The following is a 25967-nucleotide window of genomic DNA, read 5'->3' on the forward strand; positions in this document are numbered from 1 at the left end:
TGAGGTTCTCTAGGTGTTGACAGTCATGAGGATCTCGCCACGAGGCACGGGGCCGGCCGGCGGGCGGCGCGCAGGGCGGTCGCGGCCCCTGACCGGATGCCCTCTGTAGCCCACGTGCTACCGTGGCCGGCACCCGGGCCGACACCCGTGCCCACCCCGTAAGGACTCCGACGCGCCCACGCGCCGTCATCCCCGCGCCCACGCGCCGTCGTCCCCGCGTCCACGCGCCGTCGTCCCGAGGAGGACCCGTGAACACCCCGCTCATCGTCACACTCGTCGTCGCCGCCGTGGTGGTGGTGCTCGCGGTGTGGGCCGTCTCCGTCTACAACGCGCTCGTCCGCCGCCGCAACGACTCGAACGAGGCCCTCAGCGGGATCGACGTCGCCCTGGAGACCCGCTATGACCAGGTGAGCCAGCAGGCCAAGGTGGTCGAAGGTGCCGTGGGCCAGGAGGTCCGCACCATCCTGGACGCGACGGCGCTGCGCACCGGCCGCAGCATCCGCGACCTGAGCGTCCCGGAGAAGGCCGAGCTCGACCAGACCCTCGGCGACGTCCAGCGGCGCATCATCAGCTCCCCCGGCAGCCTGGCCAGCTTCGAGGCCTACCCGGAGATGCGGTCGCTGGCGAACGTGGAGACCCTCCAGCGCACCGTCAACGAGACCGAGGAGCGCCTGCAGGCCGCCCGGCGCGCCTACAACGCGGCCGCCACGGAGTACAACACCGCCCGCGGGCAGTTCCCCACCGTGCTCATCGCCGGCCTGCTCGGCTTCCAGCCGCACACGCTGTTCACGCTCACCGATCCCGTCAAGCGCGGCCAGACGGACCTCGACGGCTTCCTCTCCGGGGGGCAGGCATGAGCGGCATCGAGGTCCCCCCGTTCGAGGAGGTCTGGTCCGGGCTCGACGCCGAGCGGACCCGGCAGGTGGGCGAGCAGGTCGACACGGCCCGCACCGATGTCCCCTGGTACTTCAAGGTGATGCTCGCCGGAGGACTCGCGGTCTTCGTCCTCGCACTGCTGCTGGGCCAGGTCCTCATCGCCCTGGGCGCCGCCGTCGTGTTCGCGATCCCGGCCTTCGTGGTCGTCCGCCGCCTGGCGAACGCGTCCCGCACCGTCAGCACCGACGTGACCGCCCCCGTGTTCGAGGCCATCGCGGCGGGGCTCACCCTCCCCCACGCCGCCCACGACGGCGCCGCCCTGCGCGCCGAGTACGAGCCGGAGGGCAGCGTCCCGCAGCCCCGCCTGCGCTCGGCCGGCTTCATCGTGGACACCAGCGTCCTGCAGGAGGACGTCGTCACCGGGACCCTGGGCGAGACGGACTTCGTGCTGGCCGACCTGAAGTGGCAGCAGATGCGTCCGCCGGCCCCCGAGGCCGACCCTGAGAAGGAGGCGCGGGACCGCCGGCGCATGGAGCGCCTTCAGGACTCGGCGCGCCGGGGCACCCTGGACTCGCGACGCCGCCAGGACGAACTGTCCAGACTGGAGGCACGCTTCGAGCGCGGGGGCGACCTCAGCGCGCTGGTGCCCAAGTCCCTGCGCACCTCTGTCCAAGGCTGGGCGGAGCAGGTCACCACGGACACCGCGATGCTGGGCCCGTCCTCCGTGTTCTTCTCCGCGGACTTCCACAAGGACTTCACCTCCACCGTGTACCTGCTGCCCCGGAAGGACCACCAGGCGTTCCGCGGACTCAGCGAGGACACGGCCCGGGAGCGCGGGATCACCCCGCTGCGTCTGGAGGACGTGCGCATCACGCGCCAGTACGAGGGGTGGGCCTCGGACCAGGTCGAGGCGCGCTACCTCATCACCCCGGAGCTGATGGACACGCTCGACCGGCTGCGCGAACGCTTCGGCACCGAGCACATGGCCGTGTCCTTCACGGGAGGGCGCATGAACATCGGTGCGGCACTGGACACCAACCGGTTCGGCTTCGACCTGGCCCGGCAGCACGAGCGCACCATCGAGGACATGGGCCGGGACATCTACGAGGACCTCGTCCTGTTCCTCGGCCTCGTGGAGGACTTCCGCCTCAACACGCGCATCTGGTCCAAGGACTGAGCCGCGGGCCGACGCGCAGTCAGCGCACCGTCAGACCGCGCTTGGAGCCCTTGCCGGCCGTGCTCGGCGGCGGCCTGGACGGTGCCCCCTCCCCGGACACGACGTCGGCCGCCCGCCTTCTGTAGGGAAGGCGGGCGGCCGGCGTCGGGCAGGGCCGTCAGGAGGGCCGTCAGGGGTTCAGGCCGAGCTCCTTGGGCAGGGGTGCGGCCTCCTCGCCGAGGACCTTCTCGGCGAGGAACGCCTGGACCACCTCGTACCAGACCTTCGCGTGCTGCGGGGTGAGGATCCAGTGGTTCTCCTGCGGGAAGTACAGGAACCGGTGCTCGGTGGAGCCGTCCTCGCCCGCCGGCAGGCCGGACGTGGCGAGCAGCTCGTACCAGAGGCGCAGGCCCTCGCCGATCGGCACGCGGTAGTCCTTGTCCCCGTGGATCACGAGCATGGGGGTGACGATGTCCTGCACGAACCGGTGCGGGGAGTTGGCCGCCATCATCTCCGGGCTCATCTCACGGTCCCAGTAGAAGGAGGCGTCCGTCGTCGGGCCGAAGCCCTCCAGAGCCCAGAGGGAGGCGTGGGTGACGATCGCGTTGAAGCGGTCCGTGTGGCCGGCCACCCAGTTGGCCATGTAGCCGCCGAAGGAGCCGCCCATGGCGGCGGTGCGGGTGGCGTCGATGTCCGCCCGGGCCTCCACGGCGTCCGTGATGGCCATCAGGTCCGTGTAGGGCTCGGCGCCCCAGCGGCCCCAGCCGCGCTGCACGAAGTCGCGGCCGTAGCCGGTGGACAGCGCCGGGTCCGGCAGGAGCACCGCGTAGCCCTGGGCGACCATGAGCCACGGGTTCCAGCGCCAGGACCAGGCGTTCCAGGAGGACACCGGGCCGCCGTGGATCCACAGCAGCAGCGGGTGGCCGCCCTCGGGGGCCTTCCCGGCAGGCAGGGCGAGCCAGCCGCGGACGCGGGTGCCGTCCTCCGTGGTGGTCTCCACGTCCTCGAGGGTGCCGGGCACAGCCGGGCGCTCGGACGGGTTCTGCAGGCGGGTGGCCTCGCCGGTGGCGAGGTCCACGCGGGCCACCTCCGGTGGGAACAGGTAGGAGGAGCGCACACCGTACAGGGTGGTGCCGTCCGGGGAGACGACGACGTCGGACCACGCCTCGTCCTGGTGCGTCACCTGGGTGACGGCGCCGGAGGGGACGTCGATGCGGAAGAGGGGGGCGCGGCCGTCCTGGTCCGCCACCGCGATGACCGCGGAGTCGTCCGGCAGCCAGCCGACCACGTGGGGCCAGCGGTCCCAGTCATGGGCCAGCGGAGTGAGCTCCCCGGTGACGGTGTCCATCAGGTACAGGTGCGGGTCCTGGGTGGACTCCGGGGTGGTGTGCGGGCCGACGACGACCACCGCGCGGGTCCCGTCATGGCTGATCGGCCCGGCGTGGGCGTCCTGGCCTGGCTCGTCCACGAGGGCGGTGACCCGGCCGGTGGCGGTGTCCACGCGGGCGATCCACTCCCTCATGTCCGCCTTCGCGCCGGCGCGGGACGCCGTGACCAGCGCGAACGAGCCGTCCGGGGCCACCTGGGCGGAGACGCCGAAGCCGTGGGAGCGGTCGAAGCCGGTGAGGTGGCGCAGATGGTGTTCGCCCTCCTCCGGAATGCCGCCGGCCTGCTCGATCGTCGCGGCGCTGGGGTGATCGGCGGAGGCGTCGTCCTGGTCGGCCGGGGCGTCCGGGTCCGGGCCGTCGGCGAGCACGAACAGCTCGGGCGTGGCCGGGCCGAGGTCGTGGTCCCAGAAGCGGACCGGGTAGCCGGTGTGGAGGATGGCGTCCACGCCGGCGTCCTTGCGGGCCTTCGACAGCTCGGCATGCTCGGCCTCGGTGGCGGCGCCGGGCAGGCGCGGGGCACCGAGGACCACCGTGTCCGCCGCGGAGGCGCAGGAGACGGAGGAGACGCCACCGGGGCGGGTCAGCACCACGCGGGCCTCGCCGCCCTGGGCCGGCAGCGCCCACAGCGCAGAGGACTTCTCCTCCTCTCCCGGGGCAGGGCGGCCGGAGGTGAAGTACAGGGTGCCGTCCGCCGCGAACTCGGCACCGGCCTCGCCCTCCACGGAGCGGGTCAGGCGGTGCGCCGGCCGCTCGCCCGACGGGTCCACCTCCCACAGGGCGGAGGCGTAGCCGGTGCCCTTGACGTTCGGTGTGGCCAGCGTGGTGACCAGGCGGGTACCGTCCGGGCTCAGGGTCAGGCCGGAGGTGCGCGGCAGCGCGATGAAGTCGGTCAGGTCGTGGAAGGACGTGCGCGGTTCACTCATGAGAACCGTTCTATCCGCGGGGTGTGATGCGGGTCAATCGGCTTCGCGGCGGACGGAACCGGTGGAGCGGGAGGTGCAGATCAGGGCAGGGCCAAGAAGTCTCGAAGCCAGACGTCCACCTCGCGCATCGTCGTGACGTCGACCCGCCCGAGCAGGGATCCCAGCCTGTCCCTCGTGATCGTCCGAGGCTGCTCCGTCAGGACGAAGGTCGGCCGAGGCAGCTCCAGGTGGGGGCCCGTCAGGCGGACATGGTTGGGCCAGCCCCGGTCGGCGGTGGCGCAGGGAAGCACGATGGCCAGTGTGTCAGCTTTGGCCAGGAAGAGGTCGCTCGCCACGACCAACACCGGCCGCCGGCCGGCCTGTTCCCTCCCCAGGGTCGGGTTCACATCCGCCCACACCACGTCTCCGCGATGGAGCTCAACGGTCACCGTCGTGCCCCTCTGGCGCAGGAAGTGCGACGTCCCATTCCCAGAACTCCAGCCTTCCGCCCGCCCACGGACGCCCATGGCGCGGCTGTGCGAACGCATGGAAGGATCGAGGCATGCGCATCATCACCGTCTGCCTGGGCAACATCTGCCGCTCCCCCGCCGCCGAGGCCGTGCTGAAACGCGCCCTACAGCGCTCCGGCCTGGACTCCCAGGTCTCGGTGCGCTCGGCAGGGACAGCGGACTACCACGTGGGCGAGCAGCCCTACCCGCTGGCCCTCGAGGTCGGCCGGGAGCGCGGCTACACCTTCGACTCCGTGGGCGCGCAGCTCACTCGCGAGGACATCGACGACGCGGACCTGATCCTCGTCATGGACGAGTCGAACTATGACGACGTCCTGGCCCTGGCCGGACCCGGCGACGCGGAGGACAAGGTGCACCTGCTCGGCGAGTTCGCCTCCTCCGTGGACACCCAGGGCGTCCTGGAGGTCCCGGACCCCTGGCAGCGTCCGAAGCACGTGTTCGTGGACATGTACGAGCAGATCGAGGACTGCGTGGAGGGAGTCGTCGCGGCCATCAAGGCCGGAGACCTCTAGGACCTCCGCCGACGGCGAGACGTCGTCACGCCTGCGCCGGCAGTGCCTCGGCGAGCGCCGTGATCAGCGCGCAGAGGGCCTCGCCGGTCCGGGAGGCCTCGTCCGGCCGCGGCGCCGGATGCACCCGCCAGGTCAGCGGGGTCCCCGGGACGTGGACCGCGTCCGCGATCACCCAGTCCTGGGACGTGCTGCCGTCGATGACAAAGAACTCGGTCTGCGCCTCCTCCACCCGGTGGCTGACATGCAGCTCCACATGCCACGGCGTGTCCGCGCCCGGCCCGTGCCAGGTGGCCGTCATGCGCACCACCTCGTCCCCCGCGGCCTGCTCACGATGGGCCAGCCACAGCCGAGCCTCCACGGGACGGTCCGGCGCAGTGTCCACGACGATGTTCCAGGCCCCGCCGAGGGCGCGCTGCACCGGCGCCGGCTGGTCCCCGTCCGGAAGGCCCCCGGCCAGACCGTTGGGGGCCACCACCGCGTCCCACGCGCTGACCTGTGCCACCCGTGCGCGCGGTGCCGCCACCGGCGGTGCGCTGACCTGCGCAGCCGGTGCCGCAGCACGCAGGACCTCGACGGCGGCGGCCAGGATCTGCCCGGCATCGGAACGCTCCGGTGCGGACAGCCAGACCACCTCACCGCCGCCGTCCGGCACCAACGCGGCACCGACGGAGCACAGGTCGCCGCACAGGCCCGACCGCAGCACCTCCACCCGCACCCCCGGGACGGGGCTGGGGCACCTCTGTGTGCTGAGGGCAAGGCCGAACGTCGGGCCCGGATCCTCCAGCGTCAGTCGCGGCAGCGCGTCCGGTCCTCCGTGGTCGCAGCGCAGGACGACGACCCCGCCATCCGTGAGAATGCGCACCGCCCCCACGTCAGCCCTGCCCCCGCACCTGACGCACCTGTCCGCCGAACCACTCGACGAACTGCGGGACCCACCCGGTGGCGCCGTCGTTCCAGTGGGTGCCCACAGTGGACTGCGGGAAGACCACCGCAGAGGAGAAGGGATCCCGCAGGCCGAGGTGCGTGCCGTCGTCGTCCCTCACGGTGACCCACTGCAGACCGTGCGCGGCGCCCAGGTGCTCGCCGAGCAGCACGGCCACCACGTCCAGCATCACGGAGGCGACCTCCGGCTCCAGCTCCCCGGCCTGCACGGCCGCGAGCTGCCGGTCCGCGTAGGCGCTGACCTGGTCCAGCTCGAGGTGGTCCACGCCCTCCTGACGGGCGAAGCCGAGGCGGTCCTGGACCCACTGCTCCTCCGCATCGGTGAGCGGGCCGACGGCGTCGGTGTGCGGGGCGTTCTTCTGCGCGGCATCCTCGGTCATGGACACCATTCCATCACGGTGGTCGTTCCCCCGGCCGGGCCCATGCGCTAGCGTCTCACCCGGACAGGGATGGCCACAGGCCGCCGGACAGACGGACTCCCGGAAGGCGCGGGAGGCAGAGGAGGGAACCTTGCTCGGATTCGGGCCCGGAGGGTTCAGCACGTTCCAGCTCATGTTCGCGGCGGTTCCGCTGTTCATGATCGCCATCGCCGGATGGGGGCTGGTCTCCGTCGCCCGGCGCCGCGCGGACGCGAACCGCATCGTCCGCGTCGGGCAGCGCGTGCAGGGCAAGGTGATCACCGCCTACGTGGGCCAGAGCGGCTCCGGGGACAACCGGCAGACCTACATCGTGGAGACCATCGAGTTCATGACCCTGGACGGCCGCACCGTACGCGCCTCCCCCACCTATTCGGACGTCGGACTCACCGACCGCGGCGGCATGTTCGTCACCGTCATCTACGACCCGCAGGACCCCTCCCGCTTCCTCGCCCCCCAGGACGGCCAGGAGCTGCGGATGCGCGGCCATGGTGTCCAGATCGGCGTCCGGGTGTTCATCATCCTCTTCGCCCTGTTCTTCCTGGTGTCCTCACAGCTCATGTTCTTCAGCTTCACCTCCCTGCTGGACCGCTGAGCATGGCGGGAACCGGCTCCACGCACCGCGTCCGCCACGACGACGGCACGCTCGCCTTCCGCAAGACCGCCGCCCTCCCCGGGCTCCTCGCCTTCGAGGCCCGGGGCCTGCGCGCCCTGGCCGGTGCCGGCGCACGGGTGCCGGCCGTGCTGCGGGCCGAGGACGACCTGCTCGAGATCGAGTGGATCGAGGACACCGGGCGGGCCACCCCGCAGACGGAGGAGGCGTTCGGCCGGGAGCTGGCCGCCCTGCATCGGGAGTCCCGACCGCCGGAGGCAGGTGCCGACTGGTTCGGCGCGGTGGACGGACACCCGCACCGGCCCGCCGGATCCGACCGTGGGCCGGTGCGGGCCTGGCTCGGCGCCGCCGCGATCGACCTGGCCCCGTGCGACACCTGGGCGGAGTCATGGGTGGTCCGACGCATCGTGCCGCTGGCCGAGCAGGCCGTGGACGCAGGCAGCGCCCCCGAGCGCGTCCGAGAACTGGCGGCCGCGCTGGCGGAGCTGACGGCCGGCTTCGGACCCGACTCCCCGAACACGCACCCGGGTGCGGCGGTGCTGGGAGGGGCGGAGCCGTCGTCGTTGGTCCACGGTGACCTGTGGGCCGGGAACCGGCTGATCGACGCCGCCGGGCGCAGCTGGCTGATCGACCCGTGCGCGCATCGCGGACACCGCGAGGTGGACCTGGCCATGATGGACCTGTTCGGCGGTTTCGGGCCCGGGGCGTGGGAGGCGTACGAGGAGGCCTTCCCACTCGCCGACGGGTGGCAGGAGAGGGTGCTCGCCTATCAGGCGGTGCCCCTGCTGGTGCACGCCGTGCTGTTCGGCGGCGGGTACGGGCGGCAGGCCGAGGCGGCGCTGGAGCACGCCGTGCGGCTGGGAGGCTGAGGCGCCGGCCAGGGCGGAATGAGTTCCTCCTCCCCTTCCACCAACTGGTGAGGACTCACCCCCTCGGGGCCCGAAAGCAGGGCGGGAGAGGGTGAGTCCTCACCAGTAAGCGGGGGGACCAGAAAGCGGGGGACCAGAAAGCGGGGGCGTGGAGGGGTCAGAGCCCGCCGGTCTCGCCGCCGGTCTCGCTGCCGGTCTCGCTGCCTGTCTCGCCGCCGGTCTCGCCCGACTCCTCCGCGCCGTCCAGGGCGGCGCGGATCCGCCCCGCCGCATCCGGGCGCAGGGCGCCGCGGTCCTCGGCGCGGTCTGCGGTCGTGCGGGCCATGGCCTCCCAGGCGTGGAGGATGTCCGCGGGCATACCCTCCTCCACCATCTGCTCCAGGGTCTCGCGGTGACCACGCACCGTCTCCACGTCCCCGCGGGCCACCGGGCCGGTCAGCGCAGCGTCCCCGTTGGACAGGGCGTTCTCCAGGGAGGCCGAAAGCAGGGGCCGCAGCAGGCGCTCGGTGTCCGTGACACCGATCTCCGCCAGCAGCTGCGCCGACTGTGCGGTCAAGGTCACCAGATGGTTCGAGCCGTGGGAGAGGGCCAGGTGATAGGCCGGCCGGTCCGCCTCCTTGATCACCACCGGCTCACCGCCCATCTCCACGGTGAGCGCCTGCGCCACCGGCAGCACCACCGGGTCCGCGGTGACGCCGAAGACGCAGTCCTTGAGCCGGTCCAGATCCAGGGACAGCCCGGTGAAGGTCATGGCCGGGTGGATGGCCAGCGGGATCGCACCGACCGCCCGGACGGACGTCATCACGCCCACGCCGTAGCGGCCGGAGGTGTGCACCAGCAGGTGCCCGGCCTGCACGTGGCCGGCCTGCACGAGACCGTCCACGAGCTCGCCGAGCACGTCGTCCGGGACGGCGAACAGCACCATCTCGGAACGGCGCAGGATCTCCGGGATCTCCAGGACCGGCACGTCCGGCAGCAGCGCCTCGGCCCGGGTCTTCGAGGCCTCGGACACCGCGTGCACGCCGGTCACCGTGTGCCCGGCGCTGCGCAAGGCCGCGCCCAGCACGGCACCCACCTTCCCTGCGCCGATCACGCCGACGCCCAGGCGTCCCGGACGCTGGGCGGGGTCGATCGCGGTGTCCAGTCCGCCGGTCACGGTGTCTCCTTCGTGGGGGTCGGGCCCGCCTGCGCGCTCGGCAGCCGGCCGGGGTCCTGTGCGGCCGGCGCGGGCGCCGCAGCACCGGCCCCCGCAGGCTGCAGCTGCCGCTCGAAGCGCTCGAGCTCCTCGGGGGTCATCCACTGATCGCGGTCCTTGAGGCGGCGGGCCACGGCGGCGATCTGCGACTCATGCTGGAACAGCTTCTCGGCCGCCGCACGGTCCTGCGCCTTCACGGTGACCTGCTTGCCGCCGGCCAGGTGGACGGCCACGTCCGCCACGCGCAGACGGCGCTGCACGGGTCCGGCATCGATCCGCAGGTCCTGGATGCGCTCGTGCTCGGCCACCTCGAGGCGGCGGGCGAAGCGTCCGCCGCGCACCAGCAGCAGCCGGGAGGTGGTGAGGAAGCCGGTGCGGCGCCACGTGAACCACGTGAACCAGGCCCGCGCGCGGCGCGGGATGTGGGTGAATCCGCCGTCGGTGAGGTCGCCGTGCAGGGCCACGTGCATCAACTCCGCCGGACTCAGCTCTGCGGCCGCGCCCTCGGCCACGCCGGGCTCCGGGGACACGATGGTCAGCACGCGCAGCACGTCCTCCCACGGGCCCACCGGCAGCACGAGCGAGCGTTCGGAGTCCACACCGGTGCCGTAGCCGGCCACCTGCACCCGCACCTGGTACCAGCCCAGCGGTCGCCAGAGCAGCGACTGCCGGATGGTCACGCCCTGCACGCGCCCGGGCGGGACGGTCTGGGAGTTCGTCTCCGTCAGGCCGTAGCGCAGCTTCAGCCCGTCCCGCGAGTGGCGGACGGTGAAGCCCCAGCCCTTGTTCAGGCCGGACCAGGTGCTGGTGACGATCGCGAACAGCAGCGGGACCGCGAAGCCCGCCGCGCCGAGCCCGATGATGGACCACCGCGTCTCCCCGTCGCCCAGCCATGCCTCGGGCATGAGGCCGACGAACAGTCCCGCGGCCCCCAGGAACCCGGCGAAGCCGATGAGGGTGGCCAGCGGGCCCGAATCGGACAGCATCACCGAGCCGACCAGCCGCCCCGGCGGGACCTTGAGCATGAGCACGCCCTCGTCCCGGTCGCGCAGCATCGGCTGCCCGGCCGGGACCACCGTGTCCGGCGAGCCGGAAGCGGCGGGTGCGGTGCCGTCGTCGGGAAGGGGGCCGGGGGCGGACGCGCCCTCCGCGGGCAGGCCGTCTGCCGGCTGCGCCTGCTCGGCCCGGTAGTCGGCGACGCCCGAGGCGTGGTCGAGGATCTCGCGGCGGACCTGCTCGGCGCGGTCCTTCTTCAGAAAGGACAGCTCCAGGGCGGTGTCCCCGCCGTCGGCGGCCTCGACCTTCACCGCGGCCAGCCCGAACAGGCGCGGGATCAGGGGGTGCTGCAGGTCCACGGCCTGCAGGCGGTCATAGCGCATCTGCCGGTTCTTCCGGAACAGCCAGCCCTCGCGCAGCTGGACCTCCGAGTCCGTGAGGCGGAAGCGCCTGAACCACCAGGACAGGAAGAAGACCACGCCGAGCAGCAGGATCACGCCGGCGGCGATGCCGATGGCCGGCAACAAGTCCATGATCGAGTCCGGCCCGGAGCCGCCCGAACCGGAGTCCCCGCCGCGGCGGCCGGCGCCGAAGACGCTGTCCACCCACTCCTCCACGAACTCGCGGCCGACGAAGAACAGCATCACGGCCAGGAAGGTCCAGCTCTTCACCCACGGGGTCAGCGGGTGCATGCGGGTCCAGCCCTCGGCGTCCGTGGGACGCCCGGTGTCCGTCACCGGGGCCTCGGCGGCGTCTGTGGGCCGCTCGGTCTCCGCCGCGGGGGCGTCATCGGCGGGGAGGTCCTGTCCCTGGGGCTGGGGTCCGGGCAGGTCGCGGCGGTCGTCGTCCTGAGGCGTCGGCATGCGGTCCTCCGGGATCACAGGCCCGCCAGCCTTGCCTGGCCGCGCTGCATGAGCACCTCGCGCAGCCGCTCGGACTCGGCCTTGGACAGCCCGGTCATCTCCAGGTCCGCGCCGGCGGTCTTCAGGGTCACCGTCTGCACGCCGAAGCGGCGCTGGATCGGCCCCTCCTCCACGTCCACGTACTGCAGGCGCCCGTAGGGCACGGCCTTCACGGAGCGGAACATCAGTCCCTCCCGCCAGAGGATGTCGTCCTCCCGCTCCGCATAGCCCCGGGCGCGCACCTGGCGGGGGGTCAGGGCGAGGTCGATCAGACCCCACAGCAGCATCGCGCCGGGCAGACCCCAGGCGAACCAGTCCCAGAGGCCCGCCCAGACGCCGGTGAGCTTGAGGATCAACGGGACGGCGGTGACGCCCACGAAGAACAGCGTGCCCACCACGCCGGTCACCAGCTGGGCCGGGATCTCCCGCTCGGACACGGGCGTGAATTCGACGCCCTCAAGCTCCATGGCGCGCACTGGCGTATCCCTCCTCCGTCTCGGGTGGACGGCGGACGCCCCGCCCGCCGGACTGCCCATCCTGCCCGAGGCCGCCCTCGGGATCCGAATCGTCGCCGCGGATGCGGCACCAGGACTCCACCAGCAGGCCGATCACCACCATCACGGCACCGGCCACCACCATGAGGATCGCGTCCAGGAGCACGCCGCGGGCGGCGACCGCCCTGGTCAGCACCTGCACCAGCACCCCGGCGTGCCAGCCGCCGAACAGGGCGCCGGCGAACGCCCCCGCCTGGGCCAGCACCAGGATGCGGGCGGCGGCGAGCGGGTCCATGCGCTCGGCGGGCTTCCGGCCCCGGTCCCGGCGGATGCGCAGGCCGAAGCCGAGGCTGATCAGGGCCACCACCAGCAGGGTGATCAGGGCCGGAGGGCCCAGCACCGGGGTCAGCCGGCCGGCGCCCTGGGAGAGCAGCGCGACCGTCCAGCCCAGCAGGCCGGCCAGCAGCGCCATCCCGGGCAGCCACCAGGTGCGCAGCGTGATCATGTGCGGTCCCTCCACGTCGAGTCGATGCGCTCTCCGGGAGCAGTCTCCTCCTGCCGTGAGGTCCCGCGCGAGGCCGACGACGCACCCAGGGTGAGGCGGCCGCCGTCGGGAAGGGAAGGCTTCGGGCGGGCGGGCCCGCCGTCCAGGTGGACGCGCTCCGGCGGCATGCGGCGGACCGTGTCCGCGCGCTCGGCGCGTGCGGCGAGCTCGGCCACCGGCACCCCGGCGAGCGCGGCGTCCGGGTCCAGCCAGAGCCACGGCAGCAGCACGAAGGCGCGCTCGGCGGCGCGCGGATGCGGCAGGGTCAGGTCCGGGTGATCGCTGGTGAGGTCCCCATAGGCGACGATGTCCACATCCAGGGTGCGGGCGCCCCAGCGGACAGTCCGGCGGCGGTGGTGCTCCTGCTCCAGCAGGTGCGCGATGCCCAGCACCTCCCACGGCGAGCGCGTGGTCCGCGCGGTGACCACCTGGTTCCGGTAGTCCGGCTGTCCGGGCGGGCCGCCGACCGGCTTCGTGAGCGCACGCGGGGACGCCTGCACGTCCGTGAACCCGGGCATCACCGTCAGGGCGGCCACGGCCGCGTCCATCGTCTGGTCCGCCTCCCCCAGGTTGGCGCCCAGCGCCAGCACGACGACGGCCGGCCGGCTCGGCCTGTCCCCCAGGGTCTTCGTGGGGGCCGGGCCCTGTGCCGGGTGGGTCCAGTCCCGCGGGACGGGCTCGCCCGGGGCAGGGGTGGAGGTGTCCGACATCAGCGGGAGGCCTCGAGGTCGGCGCGGTCGCGGACGACCGTCACCTGGACGTCGTGGAACTCGTGCGGCAGCGGGGCCTGCGGCTTGTGCACGGTGACCTCCACGGCCCCCGCCAGCGGCTGGGTCTGCAGGATCGCGCCGGCGATGCGGTCCGCCAGCGTCTCGATGAGGTCGAAGGGCTCGCCCATGATGAACCCGGCCACCAGGTCCCCGGCCTCGGCGTAGTTCACGGTCTTCGTCAGGTCGTCCGTGGCGGCGGCCTCGGCGACGTCCACGTGCATGACCACGTCCACGGCGAACGGCTGTCCCTCGCGCTTCTCCGCCTCGAAGACGCCGTGGTGGCCGACGGCGGAGATGCCCATCAGGCGGATGACGTCTCGGCGGGCCGGACGGACCGGGCGGACGCTCTCAGCGCCGGTCTGCTCGGAACGGACGCCGCGGCCGGTGGTCGGGCCGGAGGCGCTCTGGTGGCGGGCGAACATCAGACGGTCTCCTTGCCTCGCCAGGCGGCGGCTGCGCGGACGGCGTCCGCGGTCGGGGGGACGTCGTGCACCCGGACCGCCCACGCACCGTAATGCGCGGACAGGGCGGACACGGCGGCCGTGGCGGCGTCGCGCTGCGTCGGGGACGGTGAGGCGCCGTCGTCTTGGGTGTGCCCGGGCTGGCCCTGAAGGAGGGTGCCCAGGAAGCGCTTGCGGGAGGCGGCCACCAGCACGGGGTGGCCGAGGGGGGTGAGGCGGTCGAGGCCGCTCAGCAGCTCCCAGTTCTGCTCCCCGGCCTTGGCGAAGCCCAGGCCCGGGTCCAGGATCAGCTGCTCCGGGGCGACGCCGGCGTCGTAGAAGCGCTGGCGGACCTCGATCAGCTCGGCGATCACGTCCTCCACCACGTCCCCGTAGTCCGCGAGGGCGTCCATGGTGGTGGGGGTGCCGCGGTTGTGCATGAGGATGTACGGCGCGCCGGTGGCGGCGATGAGCGCGGGCATGTCCGGCTCGTGGTTCAGCCCGGAGACGTCGTTGACGATCACGTCCCCCAGGGCCAGCGCGGCGCGCGCGGTGGCGGTGTGCCTGGTGTCCACCGAGAGGACCGCTCCCTCGGCGAGCAGCTGCTCGATCACCGGGAGGATGCGCTCCTGCTCCTGCTCCTCGGTGACGAACGCGGCGCCGGGCCGCGTGGACTCGCCGCCGACGTCCACGATGTCCGCCCCGGCGGCGAGCAGCGCGCGGCCGTGCTCGATCGCGGCCGGGACGGAGGCGTGGAGGCCTCCGTCCGAGAAGGAGTCCGGGGTGACGTTGAGGACGCCCATGACGAGCGTGCGGTCAGCCGGCAGTCGGCGCAGAAGGGCGGGCGTCTGGTCCTCGGCGGTCATGGGTTCATTGTGTCAGAGCGGGCACGGGCGCCGGCAGACGTGGCCGGGCGTCGGGGCCATGCCGCGCTCACGCCAGGATCTGCCCGTGCACGCCCACGGTGACGTCGCCGCCGATCCAGAGGTCCCCGGCCTCGTCCGCGCTCACCCGCACGCGCCCGTCCCTCCCGACGGCGGCACCCTGCCCCGCCTCGAACGGCACCGTCAGCCGGTGGCCGCCGTCCGGCGCGTCCGCGCCGGTGAGCCAGCAGGCCAGACCGGCGTTCAGGCTGCCGGTCACGGGGTCCTCCCGGACACCCGAGTCCGCGAGCAGGGCACGGACCTCGAGGGCGACGGCGGCGGTCCGTGCGTCGGTCAGCGCGCACAGACCGACCTTCACCGCCGAGCCGTCCGCCGACGGCCGTGGGCGGACCCCACGCAGGGTCTCCACGTCCCGCAGCAGCAGGGACAGCCAGCCGGGGCCGTTGTCCGTCCAGCGAGCGGCGACCACATCGTCCCCGTCCAGGCCGGCCACGTGCAGGGCCGCCTCCAGTTCGGCCCCATCAGGCTCCGTGTCCCGCGTGAGGGCGGGCGCACGGAAGGCCAGGCGCAGCGGCGACCCCGCACCACCGGTGAGGCAGCCCTCGGAGGCGACGGGGCCGTCGTCGGGACGCAGGTGCGGGCCGGACTCGACCCGGACCTCCACGAGGCCGGCGGCGCACTCCTGCACCACGACCCCGGGCGTGCGCGGACGGCCGCCGGCCAGCAGCCAGGCCGCGGCGGTCCCGAGCGTGGGGTGCCCGGCGAACGGCAGCTCGCCGGTGGGGGTGAGGATGCGGACGCGGTAGTCGGCGGCCGGGTCCGTGGGTGGCAGGACCACGGTGGTCTCGGACAGGTTCGTCCAGGACGCGATCGCCGCCATCCGCTCCTCGGACAGGCCCTCGCCGTCCAACACCACCGCCAGCGGGTTGCCCGCGAACGGCCCGGCGCCGAACACGTCCACCTGGGTGAACGGTCGGGGGCGGAGGCGGCAGTCGTGGGAGGCGGACATCAGCCGTTGAGGATCAGGCTCATCGCCTCGGCCCGGGTGGAGGGGTCGCGCAGCTGGCCGCGGACCGCCGAGGTGACGGTCTTCGCGCCGGGCTTGCGGACCCCGCGCATGGACATGCACATGTGCTCGGCCTGGATCACCACGATCGCCCCGCGCGGGTGCAGATGCTCCACGAGCGCCTCCACGATCTGTGTGGTCAGGCGCTCCTGGACCTGAGGGCGGCGTGCGTAGAGCTCCACCAGCCGGGCCAGCTTGGACAGGCCGGTCACCCGGCCCTGCGCGGACGGGATGTACCCGATGTGCGCGGTGCCGTGGAACGGGACGAGGTGGTGCTCGCAGGTCGAGTAGAACGGGATGTCCTTCACCAGCACGAGCTCGTCGTGCGCGATGTCGAACGTCGTGCCCAGCACCTGGTCCGCGGACTGGTGCAGGCCCGCGAAGAACTCCGCGTAGGCCTTCGCCACGCGCTTCGGGGTGTCCTGCAGTCCCTCGCGGTCCGGGTCCTCCCCGATCGCCTCGAGGATCTCGCGGACGGCCCGCTCGACGCGCGGCCGGTCCACGGTGGTCTGCTGCGGGTCGAAGGTGCCCGGCACCCCCGTCACGACGTCGGCTCCGTCACCCCGGCCGGCCGCCTCCCCCTGCGGGGCGTTCCGATGGGGATCCTGGGCGCCCCGGTGGGGATCCGGGGAGGTGCCGTGCCAGGCGGAGGTGCCGGCGCCGTCGTCGGGACGCTGCGCCTGCGGCGCCGAGGAGACGAGCACGGGATCCGTGTCCGCCGACGTCACCACCGACTCCTGCGCCGACGGGTCCCAGACCGCAGGCGACGCGCCGCCGTCCATCCAGTCCTCCGGCCAGGCGTCACGGCCGGCGTGCTCGCGGCCGGGCTGGTTGCTGCCGGCGTGGTCGCGGCCGGGCTGGTCACGGCCGGGCTGGTTGCTGCCGGGCTGGTTGCTGCCGGGCTGGTCATGGTGGTCAGTGGATCGGGTCATGGCCGGCTCCGGGCAGGTCGGGGCCGCCGTCACCGGGCGCCGAGCCCCGGTCCGGTCCGGCCGTGGTGGGCGGGGCGTCCGGCGCGTGGCCGGGGACGGTGGTCGACTCCACGCCGATCGGCTCCTGCTCGCCATCTCCGAGGCGCGAACGGCGCTCCTGCGGGGACAGCACCGGGGGCAGATCCTGCTGCGGGCGGTCGTCCGCAGCCAGCCAGACCGGGCGAGGCTCGCGCTTGCGCACGTCCTTGAAGATCTCCGCGACCTCCTCCTGGTTGAGCGTCTCCCGCTCGAGGAGCTCGTAGGCCAGGCGGTCCAGGACGTCTCGATTCTGAGTGAGCACCCAGTGGGCCTCCGCGTGCGCCTGGTCCATCAGCTGACGGACCTCGGCGTCCACGAGGTAGGCGAGCTCCTCCGAGTAGCCGCGGCCGGAGCCTGCGCTGCCGTGGCCGAACGCCTCCGAGTTCTCGCCGCCCAGCTTCACAGCGCCCACCTTGGAGGACATGCCGTACTGGGTGACCATCTTCTGCGCCGTCTCGGTGGCCTTCTGGATGTCGTTCGCGGCGCCGGTGGAGGGATCGTGGAAGACGATCTCCTCGGCCACCCGGCCGCCCATGGCGTAGGCCAGCTGGTCCAGCAGCTCGTTGCGGGTGATGGAGTACTTGTCGTTCTCCGGGACCACCATCGTGTAGCCGAGCGCCCGGCCACGGGGCAGGATCGTGATCTTCGTGACCGGCGCCGAATGGCGCAGGCCCGCGGCCACCAGGGCGTGGCCGCCCTCGTGGTAGGCGGTGACCTTGCGCTCGTGCTCGTTCATCAGGCGCGTGCGCTTCTGCGGGCCGGCCATCACCCGGTCCACGGCCTCGTCGAAGGCGGTGGCGTCGATGACGTTGTTGTTCGAACGGGCCGTGAGGAGAGCGGCCTCGTTGATGACGTTCGCCAGGTCTGCACCGGTGAAGCCCGGGGTGCGCTTGGCGATGGTGCGCAGGTCCACGTCCAGGGCGATCGGCTTGCCGGTGGCGTGCACCTCCAGGATCTTCGCGCGGCCGTCCAGGTCCGGGGCCTCCACCGGGATCTGCCGGTCGAAGCGGCCCGGACGCAGCAGGGCCGGGTCCAGGACGTCCGGCCGGTTGGTGGCCGCGATCATGATGACGTTGGTGGAGGCGTCGAAGCCGTCCATCTCCACGAGCATCTGGTTCAGGGTCTGCTCGCGCTCGTCATTGCCGCCGCCGATGCCCGCGCCGCGGGAACGGCCGACCGCGTCGATCTCGTCCACGAAGATGATCGCCGGAGCGTTCTGCTTCGCCTGCTCGAACAGGTCACGGACACGCGAGGCGCCCACGCCCACGAACATTTCCACGAAGTCCGAGCCGGAGATGGAGTAGAACGGCACGTTCGCCTCGCCGGCGACGGCCTTGGCGAGCAGGGTCTTGCCGGTGCCGGGAGGGCCGTACAACAGGACGCCCTTCGGGATCTTCGCACCCACGGCATGGAAGCGCTGCGGCTGGGTCAGGAACTCCTTGATCTCGTGGAGCTCCTCGACGGCCTCGTCCGCGCCGGCGACGTCCTTGAACAGCACGTCCGGGTTGTCCTTGTTGATCAGCTTCGCCCGGGACTTGCCGAACTGCATGACCTTGGAGTTGCCGCCGCCCATGCGGCCCATGAGGAACCAGAACAGGCCCAGGATGATGATGAACGGCAGGACCAGGCCGAGCATGGACAGGAACCAGTTCGAGCGCTCCGGCTCGTCCTGGTAGCCGTCCAGGGAGGACTCGTCGATCGCCGCGACGACGTTCTCGGCGCGCGCCTCCGAGTAGTAGAAGTAGACCTCCTTGCCGAAGTCCTTCCCCTCCTGCTTGTAGTTCTCGCGGAGGGTGAGGTCCACGCGCTGGTCGCCGTCGGAGATGAGGGCCTCGGCAGCCTTGTTCTCCTTCAGGAGCGTCATGCCGACGTTCGTGTCCACCGCCTCGCGCTGCGGCTGCATCACGGAGGGGATCACGAAGCCCAGCACCACCAGAGCGAGCAGGATCCAGAAGAAGGGTCCCTGGAGGAACTTCTTCAGACCCGAAGGCCTGTCCTTCGAGCCGGCGTTCTTGTCCGCCACGTGGCCACGCTCCTGTCCTGAAACACGGCCTGCCGGCCGGGTGCACTGGTCCGGGGGCCTACGTTACCGGCCGGGGCCGACGGGATGCTGGCGGGCGGCGGAGAGTTCGCCGCAGGTGGACAGCGGGCGAGGCGTGGGCGGCGTGGGGACGTGTGGGCGGGAGCAGTCTGGCGGTCGACGGCGGCCAGCTCAGCGGGCGAGGCGTGGGCGAGGGCGTGAGCGCGGGGCAGTCTGGCGTCGTCGTCACCGTCGTGGCGGCGTCACCGCCCTTCGCTGTGTGCCACGGGTCGGAATGCCCCTGCTCAGCAGCGCGAGTTCCGACGCAGGGGATACAGACGGCGCGTAACGCTCCTCTCCGTCAGCCCGGCACCCACGTCATCGTCCCGCCACCGACGTCGGAAGGAGGATCGCTCCCCCGCATGCGGTTATCCACAGATTCCCCGCGGACACCCCACAGCTCCCACGCCTCATCCACGCTGGTGTCGATGAGACACCCCGCCCCGTTCCCCTCCTCCCTGCGCTCCCGCGCCTTCACCCTCAGGGATGCAGAGAAAGCCGGTGTCAGCAAGGAGCGCCTCCGACGCCGGGACGTCCAGCGGATCGGCCGGGGCGTCTACCGCTGGATCGGCCTCGAGGGCGACGGACCCACACCGCCCGGCCCCGCACAGACGGAGAACCCTCCGTCCGGACAGTCCACCACCGGCGTGGACGGTGGCTCACGCCTGTCCGACGAACAGCCCTACACCTGGACCCGTCATCTGGACATGGAGGAGATGAGGCGCCTGGATCACCTCCTCCACCTGCGTGAGAGCGTGGTCCTCTCCCATGTCACCGCCGCCCGGGTCCAGGGACTGTGGCTGCCGGCACGGGTCATGGACGACCCGCGTCTCCATCTCACACGCGACCCGCGCGCCGGCGTCCCCCGCGCCCGGGGGTTCGCAACCCACCGCAGTCGCATCGGTGCCGAGGAACTCGTCGTGAGCCAGCTTCTGGGACGGGAATGGCAGGTCACCGATCCGATTCGGACGTGGCTGGACATGGCCGCGCTGCTGGAGCGCAACGAGCTCATCGCCTTCGGCGACCACCTGGCCCGACGCGCCGTGCGCTTCGACGGAGGCGACGGTGGAGTCTTCTTCCTGTCTCGCCTCACGGCGGCCGTGGAAGGCCGGGCCGGCCGCCGCCACCGGCGGTTGCTCCGCGAGTGCGCCGCGCAGATCCGCATCGGAGCAGACTCCCCGAAGGAAACGGAGCTGCGGCTCGCGCTCGTGGACGCCGGCCTTCCAGACCCGGATCTGCAGATCACCGTCGTCGACCGGGAGTTCCATCCGACGTACCCGGCCAGTGCGGATCTCGGATACCGCAGGCAGCTGATCGCCATCCACTACGACGGCAAGCACCACGGCAGGGAGCGGCAGCTGAACAAGGACGTGCTGCGCAACGCCGCCTTCGAGCGCCACGGCTACCGCAACATCGTCGTCACTGCACGGGATGCGGACAACGCCTATGCGCGGGTGATCCGTGAGGTCAGGCGTCTCTGGCCGAGTCCGTGAGCGCAGACGGACGGGGAACGGCTCGGCTCGTACCTGTCCGCCGTGGAGCCATCATGTCGATGACCTGCTGACTGTGTGCCACGGGTCGGAATCGCCGCAGATTCGACCGCTTTTCCGACGCAGCCGATACAGACTCAGAGTAGATGTCCGCGAGACGTGGTGTAGATCTCCGCCGCCCCCGGTCTGCACCCTCGGCCCTACCAGCGCACCAACCGGCACCCCCGCCCGGCACGCACCGCCGCACCAACCAGCACCCCCGGCACCTCGGCTCAGGAGTACACGTGCGGGGCGAGGGTGCCCACGAAGTCCAGGTTGCGGTACTTCTCGGCGTAGTCGAGTCCGTAGCCGACCACGAACTCGTTCGGGATGTCCTTGCCCACGTACTTCACGTCGATCTCGACCTTCATGGCGTCCGGCTTGCGGAGCAGGGTGCAGATCTCCACCGAGTTCGGGTTGCGGGACTCGAGGTTGGTCTTCAGCCAGGACAGCGTGAGGCCGGAGTCGATGATGTCCTCCACGATCAGCACGTCGCGGCCCATCAGATCCGTGTCCAGGTCCTTGACGATCCGCACGACGCCGGAGGACTTGGTGCCGGAGCCGTAGGAGGAGACGGCCATGAAGTCCAGCTCCACGTGGGACTTCAGCGCGCGGGTGAGGTCGGCGACCACCATGACGGCGCCCTTGAGGACCGCCACGATCAGCAGGTCCTTGCCCTTGTAGTCCTCGTCGATGCGGGCGGCGAGGGACTCGATGGTCTCCTGCACCTCCTCCTTGGTCATGAGAACGTGAAGAAGGTCGTCCCGGACGTCGTTGGCATCCATGCTGAGCCGCTCCTGTAGGGGTGTGTGGTGACAGGTGGGAGGCGTCCGGTCGGGGCGGCCCGGGTGGCGGGCGGGCCTGCGGCGGACGCGTTCAGTCGACCGCGGGGTCGGGGTGGAACTCCAGTCTTGCACACGTGCGCGCGCCCGCGCCCGGGCGCTCTCCGCTTCCGGCGGCTTCCCGACGACGGCGCCTCACCCGGGTGCCCCCGCCCAGTTGCACAGGGCCCGCCGAGGTGCCGCCGCGGCGCGCCTGCGTGACGAGGGCGTCCACCGCCAGGAGGCGTTCGCGGGTGGTGGGCTCGGCCCCGGTCAGGGCGGCGGCGCGGGCGTAGATCCGGTGCCGGACGGCGGCGGGGAGGGCGGCCAGGCCGCCCAGGTCGAGCGCGAGCGGGCGAGGCGACGCGGTGGCGGCCGTGTCCTCCACGTCCCGCCGCAGTCGGGCCAGCTCCCGGCCGGCCCAGGCGTCGAGGGCGGCGGCGTCCTCGGCTGCGATGGCCGCGGAGCGGACGAGCCCGGCGCGCACTCCGGCGCCGAGGCCACGCTCCTCGTCCTCGAGCAGCGGCAGCAGGTGCTCACGCACCCTCACCCGGCGGATGTCGGGTTCGGCGTTCATGGGATCGGTCCACCAGGTCGCACCCGCCCAGGCGCAGATCGCCTCGGTGTCGGCGCGGGTCAGCCCGAGCAGCGGACGCACCAGCTCCACGCCCCCACCGTCGGCCCCGTCCGTCGTGCCCGCCCCTTCTGCGTCGCCGGCCTGCGTCGCCGGGAGCAGCCTGCGCCGGGCCGGCATCCCGGCGAGGGAACGGGTGCCGGAGCCCCGGGCGAGGGCGAGGAGGACCTGTTCGGCCTGGTCGTCGGCGGTGTGGGCGGTGACCACCAGCCCTGCCCCGGTCCGGCGCGCGGCCTCGGCCAGCGCCGTCATCCGTGCCGCACGGGCGGCGGCCTCGGGGCCGTCGCCGCGGTCCTCGACGCGGACCGTCTCCACGCAGGTCGGTTTCATCCCGAGGCGACGGCACACCTGGGCGGCCGCCGCAGCGACCTCGGCGGATCCCGGCTGCAGCCCGTGGTCCACCACCGCGGCCCCGATCCTGAGTCCAGCGCCCTCCCGCGTGCCGGTCAGGACGGCGGCGAGCACGGCGAGCGCGAGCGAGTCCGCCCCGCCTGAGACGGCCAGGAGGGCCGGCCGCTGACCTTGAAGGACACCCTTCAGCGCGGCGATCCCACGGTGCACGGCGTCCGGCCATCGGGTGCGCGGGGGCCACTGCCCCAGAGCCGGCATCGCGGCGTCCGCTCCCCCGCCGGTCATCGCGTTCATGCCTCGCGGCGCATGCGGGCGACCCACAGGTCCGGCGCGTGGATCTCGGCCTCGGTGGGCAGCAGCGCGGGGTCGTCCCAGACCACGTTGAACCCGTCCATGCCGAGTTCGGCGACCGCTGCGTCCACGAACCTCTGCCCGTCCGCGTACTGCCGCATCTTGGCATCCATGCCGATCAGCCGGCGCACGAACCTCTCCAGCGGGCTGCGCCGGTCGCCGCGCGCGTTGAACCGGCGGCGGATGGTCTTCACGGTCTCCACCACCTCGGCGTCCACCGCGTCCATGACCACGTTGGCGTGCCCCTCGAGCAGGGACATCACGGCGGTCAGGTGAGACAGGCGAGCCCGGTCCTCGTCGTCCTGCAGGGCCCCCAGCAGCCCGCCCGGCCTCTCGGCACCGCCTGGCCCCTCGGCACCGCCCGGCCTCTCGGCACCGCCCGGCCCCCCGGCACCGCCCTTCCCGACGGCGGCTCCCGCCCCCGTCTGCAGGTCCACCGCGGCCTCCTCCTCGGCGGAGGCGCCCCCGGCGCCGTGCGCCGGGTCCTCCCCCACGGCGGTGACCGCGGGATCGGCCGAGACGGCCGGACGTCCGGTGGGGCCGTCGTCGTTGCTCTTGCCGGGCAGCGCGGCGGCGAATGCTGCGCGGAGGCGCTCGGGCAGGGAGTCCGACTTGTCGAACAGGGCGGAGGAGAGCTCCGTGAGCTTCTCCTGCAGGTGCGCGGCCAGCCAGCCGGCGGCAGCGAACTGCACGCGGTGGGTCTGCTCGTGCAGGCACACCCAGAGCCGGAAGTCCTCGGGGACCACGTTGATCTCGGCGCGCACAGCGGCCACGTTGGGGGCCACCAGCATGAGGCGTCCGCCGTTGCCGGAGAGGGCGGCGAAGGGGTCATACTGGCCGAGCACCTTGGAGCCGAGGAACGCGAGGATCGCGCCGAGCTCGGCTCCGGTGGCAGCGGTGGCGACCGGGGTGGTGGAGACGGCGTACTCCTGCGGGCGGGTGGCGGCCAGGTGCGCGAAGGTCGGGGCGAGCAGCGCCTTGAAGGACCGTGTGTTCGCCGTGGCCCAGGTCGCGCGGTCCACGATCAGCACCTGAGAGTCCCGCAGGTCGCGGGCGGCCTCGAGGCCTGTGAGCCGGTGGACGTGCTCCACGGAGGCGTCCGCGGCGCGGCGCAGTCCCTCGGCCTCGGCCTTCGCCTGCCGCGCGGAGAGCCGGGGACCCGGTGGAACGAGGGCCCCGGCGGTGCGGGCAGCCACGGCCCAGTCGATGGGATCGCGGCGGACGGCGTCGGCAGAGGGGCCAGGGGCGTCAGAGCCGGCCGGGGCGATGGCGGCGGTGGAATCGGTCATGCGCCCAGTCCACCACACGGTCCCGGGCGGCGGGCGGCTTGAGGGTCGCTGTGCAGGAGGCTTCGCTCAGAGCTGGGCTAGCGCCACCACGGCCCGGTCGGTGGCGGCGCGGGCCTCGCCGACCTGGGAGTCGATGCCGGAGAGGACCACGGAGAAGACGAGCACCCGCCCCCGGGGGGTCACCACGCGTCCGGTGAGGGACACGGACTCGAGCAGGGTGCCGGTCTTGGCCGCGGTGACCTCCTCCGCCGCGGTGCCCACCAGCCGTTCGGAGAGCGTGGAGTCGCTGCCGGGTTTCGGCAGGCCCTCCAGCGCCGCGCTGAGCAGCGGCATCTCCGCGGACGCGGCGAGGACGCCGGTGAGCGCGGACGCGCTGATGCGGTCCTGCCCGCTGAGCCCGCAGGCGTCCTTCAGGTCCATCCCCCCGGTGTCCACGCCGAGGTCCGCCGCCACGTCCGTCATCAGGCCGGCGGCACCGTGGTGGTCCGGGACGCGGCCGACCGCGTAGGCGGCGTTGCGGGCGAGGGCCTCGGCGAGCTGGTTGTCCGAGTGCGCCAGCATGTAGTCCACCTGTTCGCGCACCGGGGCGGAGCGCACCTCGCCCACGGAGTCGGCCTCCTCGACCATCTCACGCGGGACCGTGGTCTGCGGGATGTCCTCACGGACCTGCAGCTGCAGGTCCGCGCCGGACTCAGCGATCTCCTCCTTCAGCATGGACTGGAAGCGCTGTGCGGCGAACTGGGCCGGGTCGGCCACGCGCTCCTCGGCGGTGCCGGCCTGCGGGCGGCCGCCGAAGGTCGCCAGGGGCTGGACCCGGGAGATGTACCCCTCCTCCAGCAGGCCCTCGCTCCAGCCGGGGTTCACGCCGTCGCCGGCGTAGAGGCGCAGGTCCAGGGACAGCTCGACCTCGCCGGTGACGCCCTGCTCCTCGAGGCCCTTCACGGTCTGCTCGGCGAGGGTCGCCAGGCCGGCACGGCCGTCCACGCGGGAGGCGTCCGAGGCGCCGGTGCCGAGCATGACGTCGCCGCCGCCGACCAGCACCAGCTGCTTCGGACCGGAGGGCTTCGGGGACGACGACGGCGGCACGCCCTCGCCGTCCGACTCGCCCTCCGAGGGGCTCGCCGAGGACGGGCTCTGGCTCGGCTCGCCGCTCTTGCTCGGCTCGGCACTCTTGCTCGGCTCGGCACTCTTGCTCGGCTCGGGCGTGGGGCTCGGGGCCGGGGCGTCGCTCGGCGAAGGGGTCGGCTCCGGTGTCGGTACGGGGCTCTGCGTCGGTGTGGGCGAGGGCGTCCCGGAGGGGGACGGGCTCGGCTGCCACGTGGACGACGGGCTCGGGGTCCAGGACGAGGAACTCGGGGCCCAGCTTGAGCTGGGCTGGGGCTGCCAGGTGGAGCTCGGAGTCGGCTGCGGCGTCCAGGAGGAGGGCTGCGGCTGCGTGGTCGCCGCCGGCGCGGGCTGCGCGGTCGCCGCCGGCGCGGGCTGGGCGGGGGCCGCGGGCTGCCAGGTGCTCGCCGGCTGCGGCTGGGTGTGCACCGCGGAGCGGGCCGGGTCCACCAGCACGGTGCGGGTGCGGAACTGCCGTTCGGAGCCCAGGGTGCGCAGCGCGGTGGCGGCGGTGAGCAGCTTCAGCGCGGAGGCCGGGGCGACCCCTGCGTCCTGGTTCTGCCCGTAGAGCTCTTCCCCGGTGACGGCGTCCCGGACGGACACGTGTGCGGTGCCCGGATGCTCGGCGAGCGGCCCGGCGAGGACGGAGGCGACCTCGTCCTCCGTGGGGATCGGCGCGGTGGCCGCATCCTCCGCGATCTGCCGCACCGCCGCCGGGGCCGGGTCGCCCTCCAGCGGGCCGAAGTCCCCGGGATGGGGCTGGACGATCGGTGACGCGGCCAGCAGCGCGGCCGCTGCCGCGGCGAAGAGGGAGGTCTTCACCGGCGGCCCTCGGCCAGCTCGGCGGCCCGGCGCAGCACGGAGGCGAGCGGCCCTTCTCCGGCGGCCTCCGCGGCGGAGGTGAGCTCGGCCGGACAGCCGAGGGAGGCCAGGGCGGAGGCGAGGCGGTCGTGCCCGGGTGCGGTGCCGTCGTCGGCGTTCTGGGAGGAGGTGGGCCGCACCTGGGTGGTGAGCACGGGGTCGGACTCGCGGACCTCGGCGAGGACGGCGGCCTTGTCCTCCTCCTGGATGCGCTCCTCGAGCATGACCAGGCGGGCGTAGACGGCGGGGTTGCCGATCTTGATGCGCCGGGCGCTGGCGAGCTGGGACAGCATGGGCGCGGAGAGGCCGAGCGTGGCGGCGAGCGTGCGCTGGCTGATGCCGTACTCCTTCAGGACCACGCCGAAGCGCTCGCCCAGAGGGGCGCCGTAGAGGGCGCGCTGCTGTTCTGCGTAGTCGTGTGTGGCGGTCATGCGCTCCATGA

At 72.9% G+C, this 25967-nt stretch carries 25 protein-coding genes; 6 read left to right on the forward strand and 19 right to left on the reverse strand.

The window, feature by feature from the left end:
- Positions 1-248: 248 nt before the first annotated feature.
- Positions 249-857, forward strand: a complete 609-nt coding sequence (locus FM125_RS07985; protein WP_180525441.1) for a LemA family protein — start codon at positions 249-251, stop codon at positions 855-857.
- Positions 854-2053, forward strand: coding sequence for a DUF3137 domain-containing protein (locus FM125_RS07990; RefSeq protein WP_087134235.1), 1200 nt, complete (start codon positions 854-856; stop codon positions 2051-2053). The genes FM125_RS07985 and FM125_RS07990 overlap by 4 nt, the downstream gene beginning before the upstream one ends.
- Before the next feature lie 169 nt (positions 2054-2222).
- On the opposite strand, the gene FM125_RS07995 is transcribed toward FM125_RS07990, so the two are convergent.
- A complete protein-coding gene (locus tag FM125_RS07995) occupies positions 2223-4343 on the reverse strand; it encodes a S9 family peptidase (RefSeq protein WP_087134236.1) in 2121 nt (706 codons plus the stop codon).
- An 80-nt stretch (positions 4344-4423) separates the two neighbouring features.
- A complete protein-coding gene (locus FM125_RS08000) occupies positions 4424-4771 on the reverse strand; it encodes a type II toxin-antitoxin system PemK/MazF family toxin (protein ID WP_425435813.1) in 348 nt (115 codons plus the stop codon).
- Positions 4772-4884: 113 nt separating this feature from the next.
- On the opposite strand from FM125_RS08000, the gene FM125_RS08005 reads away from it, so the two are divergent.
- Positions 4885-5364 (forward strand): low molecular weight protein-tyrosine-phosphatase, encoded by a 480-nt coding sequence (locus FM125_RS08005; protein ID WP_087134237.1) that lies wholly within the window; start codon positions 4885-4887, stop codon positions 5362-5364.
- Between the two features lie 25 nt (positions 5365-5389).
- Here the strand turns inward: FM125_RS08005 and FM125_RS08010 are convergent, their stop codons facing one another.
- Together FM125_RS08010 and FM125_RS08015 are read right to left on the reverse strand one after the other, a co-directional pair.
- Entirely contained in the window at positions 5390-6073 is a 684-nt protein-coding gene (locus FM125_RS08010) for a hypothetical protein (protein ID WP_087134238.1), read from the reverse strand.
- Between the two features lie 163 nt (positions 6074-6236).
- Positions 6237-6686: a DUF3806 domain-containing protein gene (locus FM125_RS08015; RefSeq protein WP_087134239.1), complete on the reverse strand. Its 450-nt coding sequence runs from the start codon at positions 6684-6686 to the stop codon at positions 6237-6239.
- A gap of 130 nt (positions 6687-6816) precedes the next feature.
- Between FM125_RS08015 and FM125_RS08020 the strand changes: the two genes are divergently transcribed.
- Entirely contained in the window at positions 6817-7317 is a 501-nt protein-coding gene (locus FM125_RS08020; RefSeq protein ID WP_083315139.1) for a DUF3592 domain-containing protein, read from the forward strand.
- A gap of 2 nt (positions 7318-7319) precedes the next feature.
- Positions 7320-8204, forward strand: coding sequence for a fructosamine kinase family protein (locus tag FM125_RS08025; RefSeq protein WP_087134240.1), 885 nt, complete (start codon positions 7320-7322; stop codon positions 8202-8204).
- A 157-nt stretch (positions 8205-8361) separates the two neighbouring features.
- On the opposite strand, the gene FM125_RS08030 is transcribed toward FM125_RS08025, so the two are convergent.
- From FM125_RS08030 to ftsH, 10 genes are all read right to left on the reverse strand, one after another.
- Entirely contained in the window at positions 8362-9360 is a 999-nt protein-coding gene (locus FM125_RS08030) for a Rossmann-like and DUF2520 domain-containing protein (protein WP_087134241.1), read from the reverse strand.
- Complete coding sequence (locus FM125_RS08035) at positions 9357-11258, reverse strand: PH domain-containing protein (RefSeq protein ID WP_087134242.1); 1902 nt, start codon at positions 11256-11258, stop codon at positions 9357-9359. The genes FM125_RS08030 and FM125_RS08035 overlap by 4 nt, the downstream gene beginning before the upstream one ends.
- Positions 11259-11272: 14 nt before the next feature.
- Positions 11273-11734, reverse strand: coding sequence for a PH domain-containing protein (locus FM125_RS08040; protein ID WP_227718687.1), 462 nt, complete (start codon positions 11732-11734; stop codon positions 11273-11275).
- 19 nt (positions 11735-11753) lie between these two features.
- On the reverse strand, positions 11754-12296 hold the full coding sequence (locus tag FM125_RS08045) for a DUF3180 domain-containing protein (protein WP_067190106.1): 543 nt from the start codon (positions 12294-12296) through the stop codon (positions 11754-11756).
- On the reverse strand, positions 12293-13045 hold the full coding sequence (gene folK / locus FM125_RS08050) for a 2-amino-4-hydroxy-6-hydroxymethyldihydropteridine diphosphokinase (RefSeq protein WP_087134244.1): 753 nt from the start codon (positions 13043-13045) through the stop codon (positions 12293-12295). Before folK ends, FM125_RS08045 begins: the two co-directional genes overlap by 4 nt.
- A complete protein-coding gene (gene folB, locus FM125_RS08055) occupies positions 13045-13527 on the reverse strand; it encodes a dihydroneopterin aldolase (protein ID WP_087134245.1) in 483 nt (160 codons plus the stop codon). The genes folK and folB overlap by 1 nt, the downstream gene beginning before the upstream one ends.
- A complete protein-coding gene (folP, locus tag FM125_RS08060; RefSeq protein WP_087134246.1) occupies positions 13527-14411 on the reverse strand; it encodes a dihydropteroate synthase in 885 nt (294 codons plus the stop codon). The genes folB and folP overlap by 1 nt, the downstream gene beginning before the upstream one ends.
- 67 nt (positions 14412-14478) lie before the next feature.
- A complete protein-coding gene (locus FM125_RS08065) occupies positions 14479-15438 on the reverse strand; it encodes a PhzF family phenazine biosynthesis protein (RefSeq protein ID WP_087134247.1) in 960 nt (319 codons plus the stop codon).
- Positions 15438-16040, reverse strand: coding sequence for a GTP cyclohydrolase I FolE (gene folE / locus FM125_RS08070; protein WP_087134264.1), 603 nt, complete (start codon positions 16038-16040; stop codon positions 15438-15440). The genes FM125_RS08065 and folE overlap by 1 nt, the downstream gene beginning before the upstream one ends.
- 370 nt (positions 16041-16410) lie before the next feature.
- Positions 16411-18486 (reverse strand): ATP-dependent zinc metalloprotease FtsH, encoded by a 2076-nt coding sequence (gene ftsH, locus FM125_RS08080; RefSeq protein WP_070637446.1) that lies wholly within the window; start codon positions 18484-18486, stop codon positions 16411-16413.
- Positions 18487-19013: 527 nt separating this feature from the next.
- Here ftsH and FM125_RS08085 point away from each other — a divergent pair.
- Entirely contained in the window at positions 19014-20078 is a 1065-nt protein-coding gene (locus tag FM125_RS08085) for a type IV toxin-antitoxin system AbiEi family antitoxin domain-containing protein (RefSeq protein WP_070637404.1), read from the forward strand.
- A gap of 269 nt (positions 20079-20347) precedes the next feature.
- Here FM125_RS08085 and hpt read toward each other — a convergent pair whose 3' ends face one another.
- From hpt to FM125_RS08110, 5 genes are all read right to left on the reverse strand, one after another.
- The gene (gene hpt / locus FM125_RS08090; RefSeq protein ID WP_067190043.1) at positions 20348-20899 is read right to left on the reverse strand and encodes a hypoxanthine phosphoribosyltransferase; all 552 of its coding nucleotides are present in this window, start codon (positions 20897-20899) and stop codon (positions 20348-20350) included.
- 91 nt (positions 20900-20990) lie between these two features.
- Entirely contained in the window at positions 20991-22214 is a 1224-nt protein-coding gene (tilS, locus tag FM125_RS08095; RefSeq protein ID WP_087134248.1) for a tRNA lysidine(34) synthetase TilS, read from the reverse strand.
- A complete protein-coding gene (locus FM125_RS08100) occupies positions 22211-23560 on the reverse strand; it encodes a zinc-dependent metalloprotease (RefSeq protein WP_087134249.1) in 1350 nt (449 codons plus the stop codon). Before FM125_RS08100 ends, tilS begins: the two co-directional genes overlap by 4 nt.
- Before the next feature lie 66 nt (positions 23561-23626).
- The gene (locus tag FM125_RS12415; RefSeq protein ID WP_087134250.1) at positions 23627-25486 is read right to left on the reverse strand and encodes a D-alanyl-D-alanine carboxypeptidase; all 1860 of its coding nucleotides are present in this window, start codon (positions 25484-25486) and stop codon (positions 23627-23629) included.
- Positions 25483-25956, reverse strand: coding sequence for a hypothetical protein (locus FM125_RS08110; RefSeq protein ID WP_087134251.1), 474 nt, complete (start codon positions 25954-25956; stop codon positions 25483-25485). The genes FM125_RS12415 and FM125_RS08110 overlap by 4 nt, the downstream gene beginning before the upstream one ends.
- Between the last annotated feature and the right edge of the window lie 11 nt (positions 25957-25967).

The organism is Micrococcus lylae, assembly GCF_900163825.1.
GTDB classification, from domain to species: Bacteria; Actinomycetota; Actinomycetes; order Actinomycetales; family Micrococcaceae; genus Micrococcus; species Micrococcus lylae.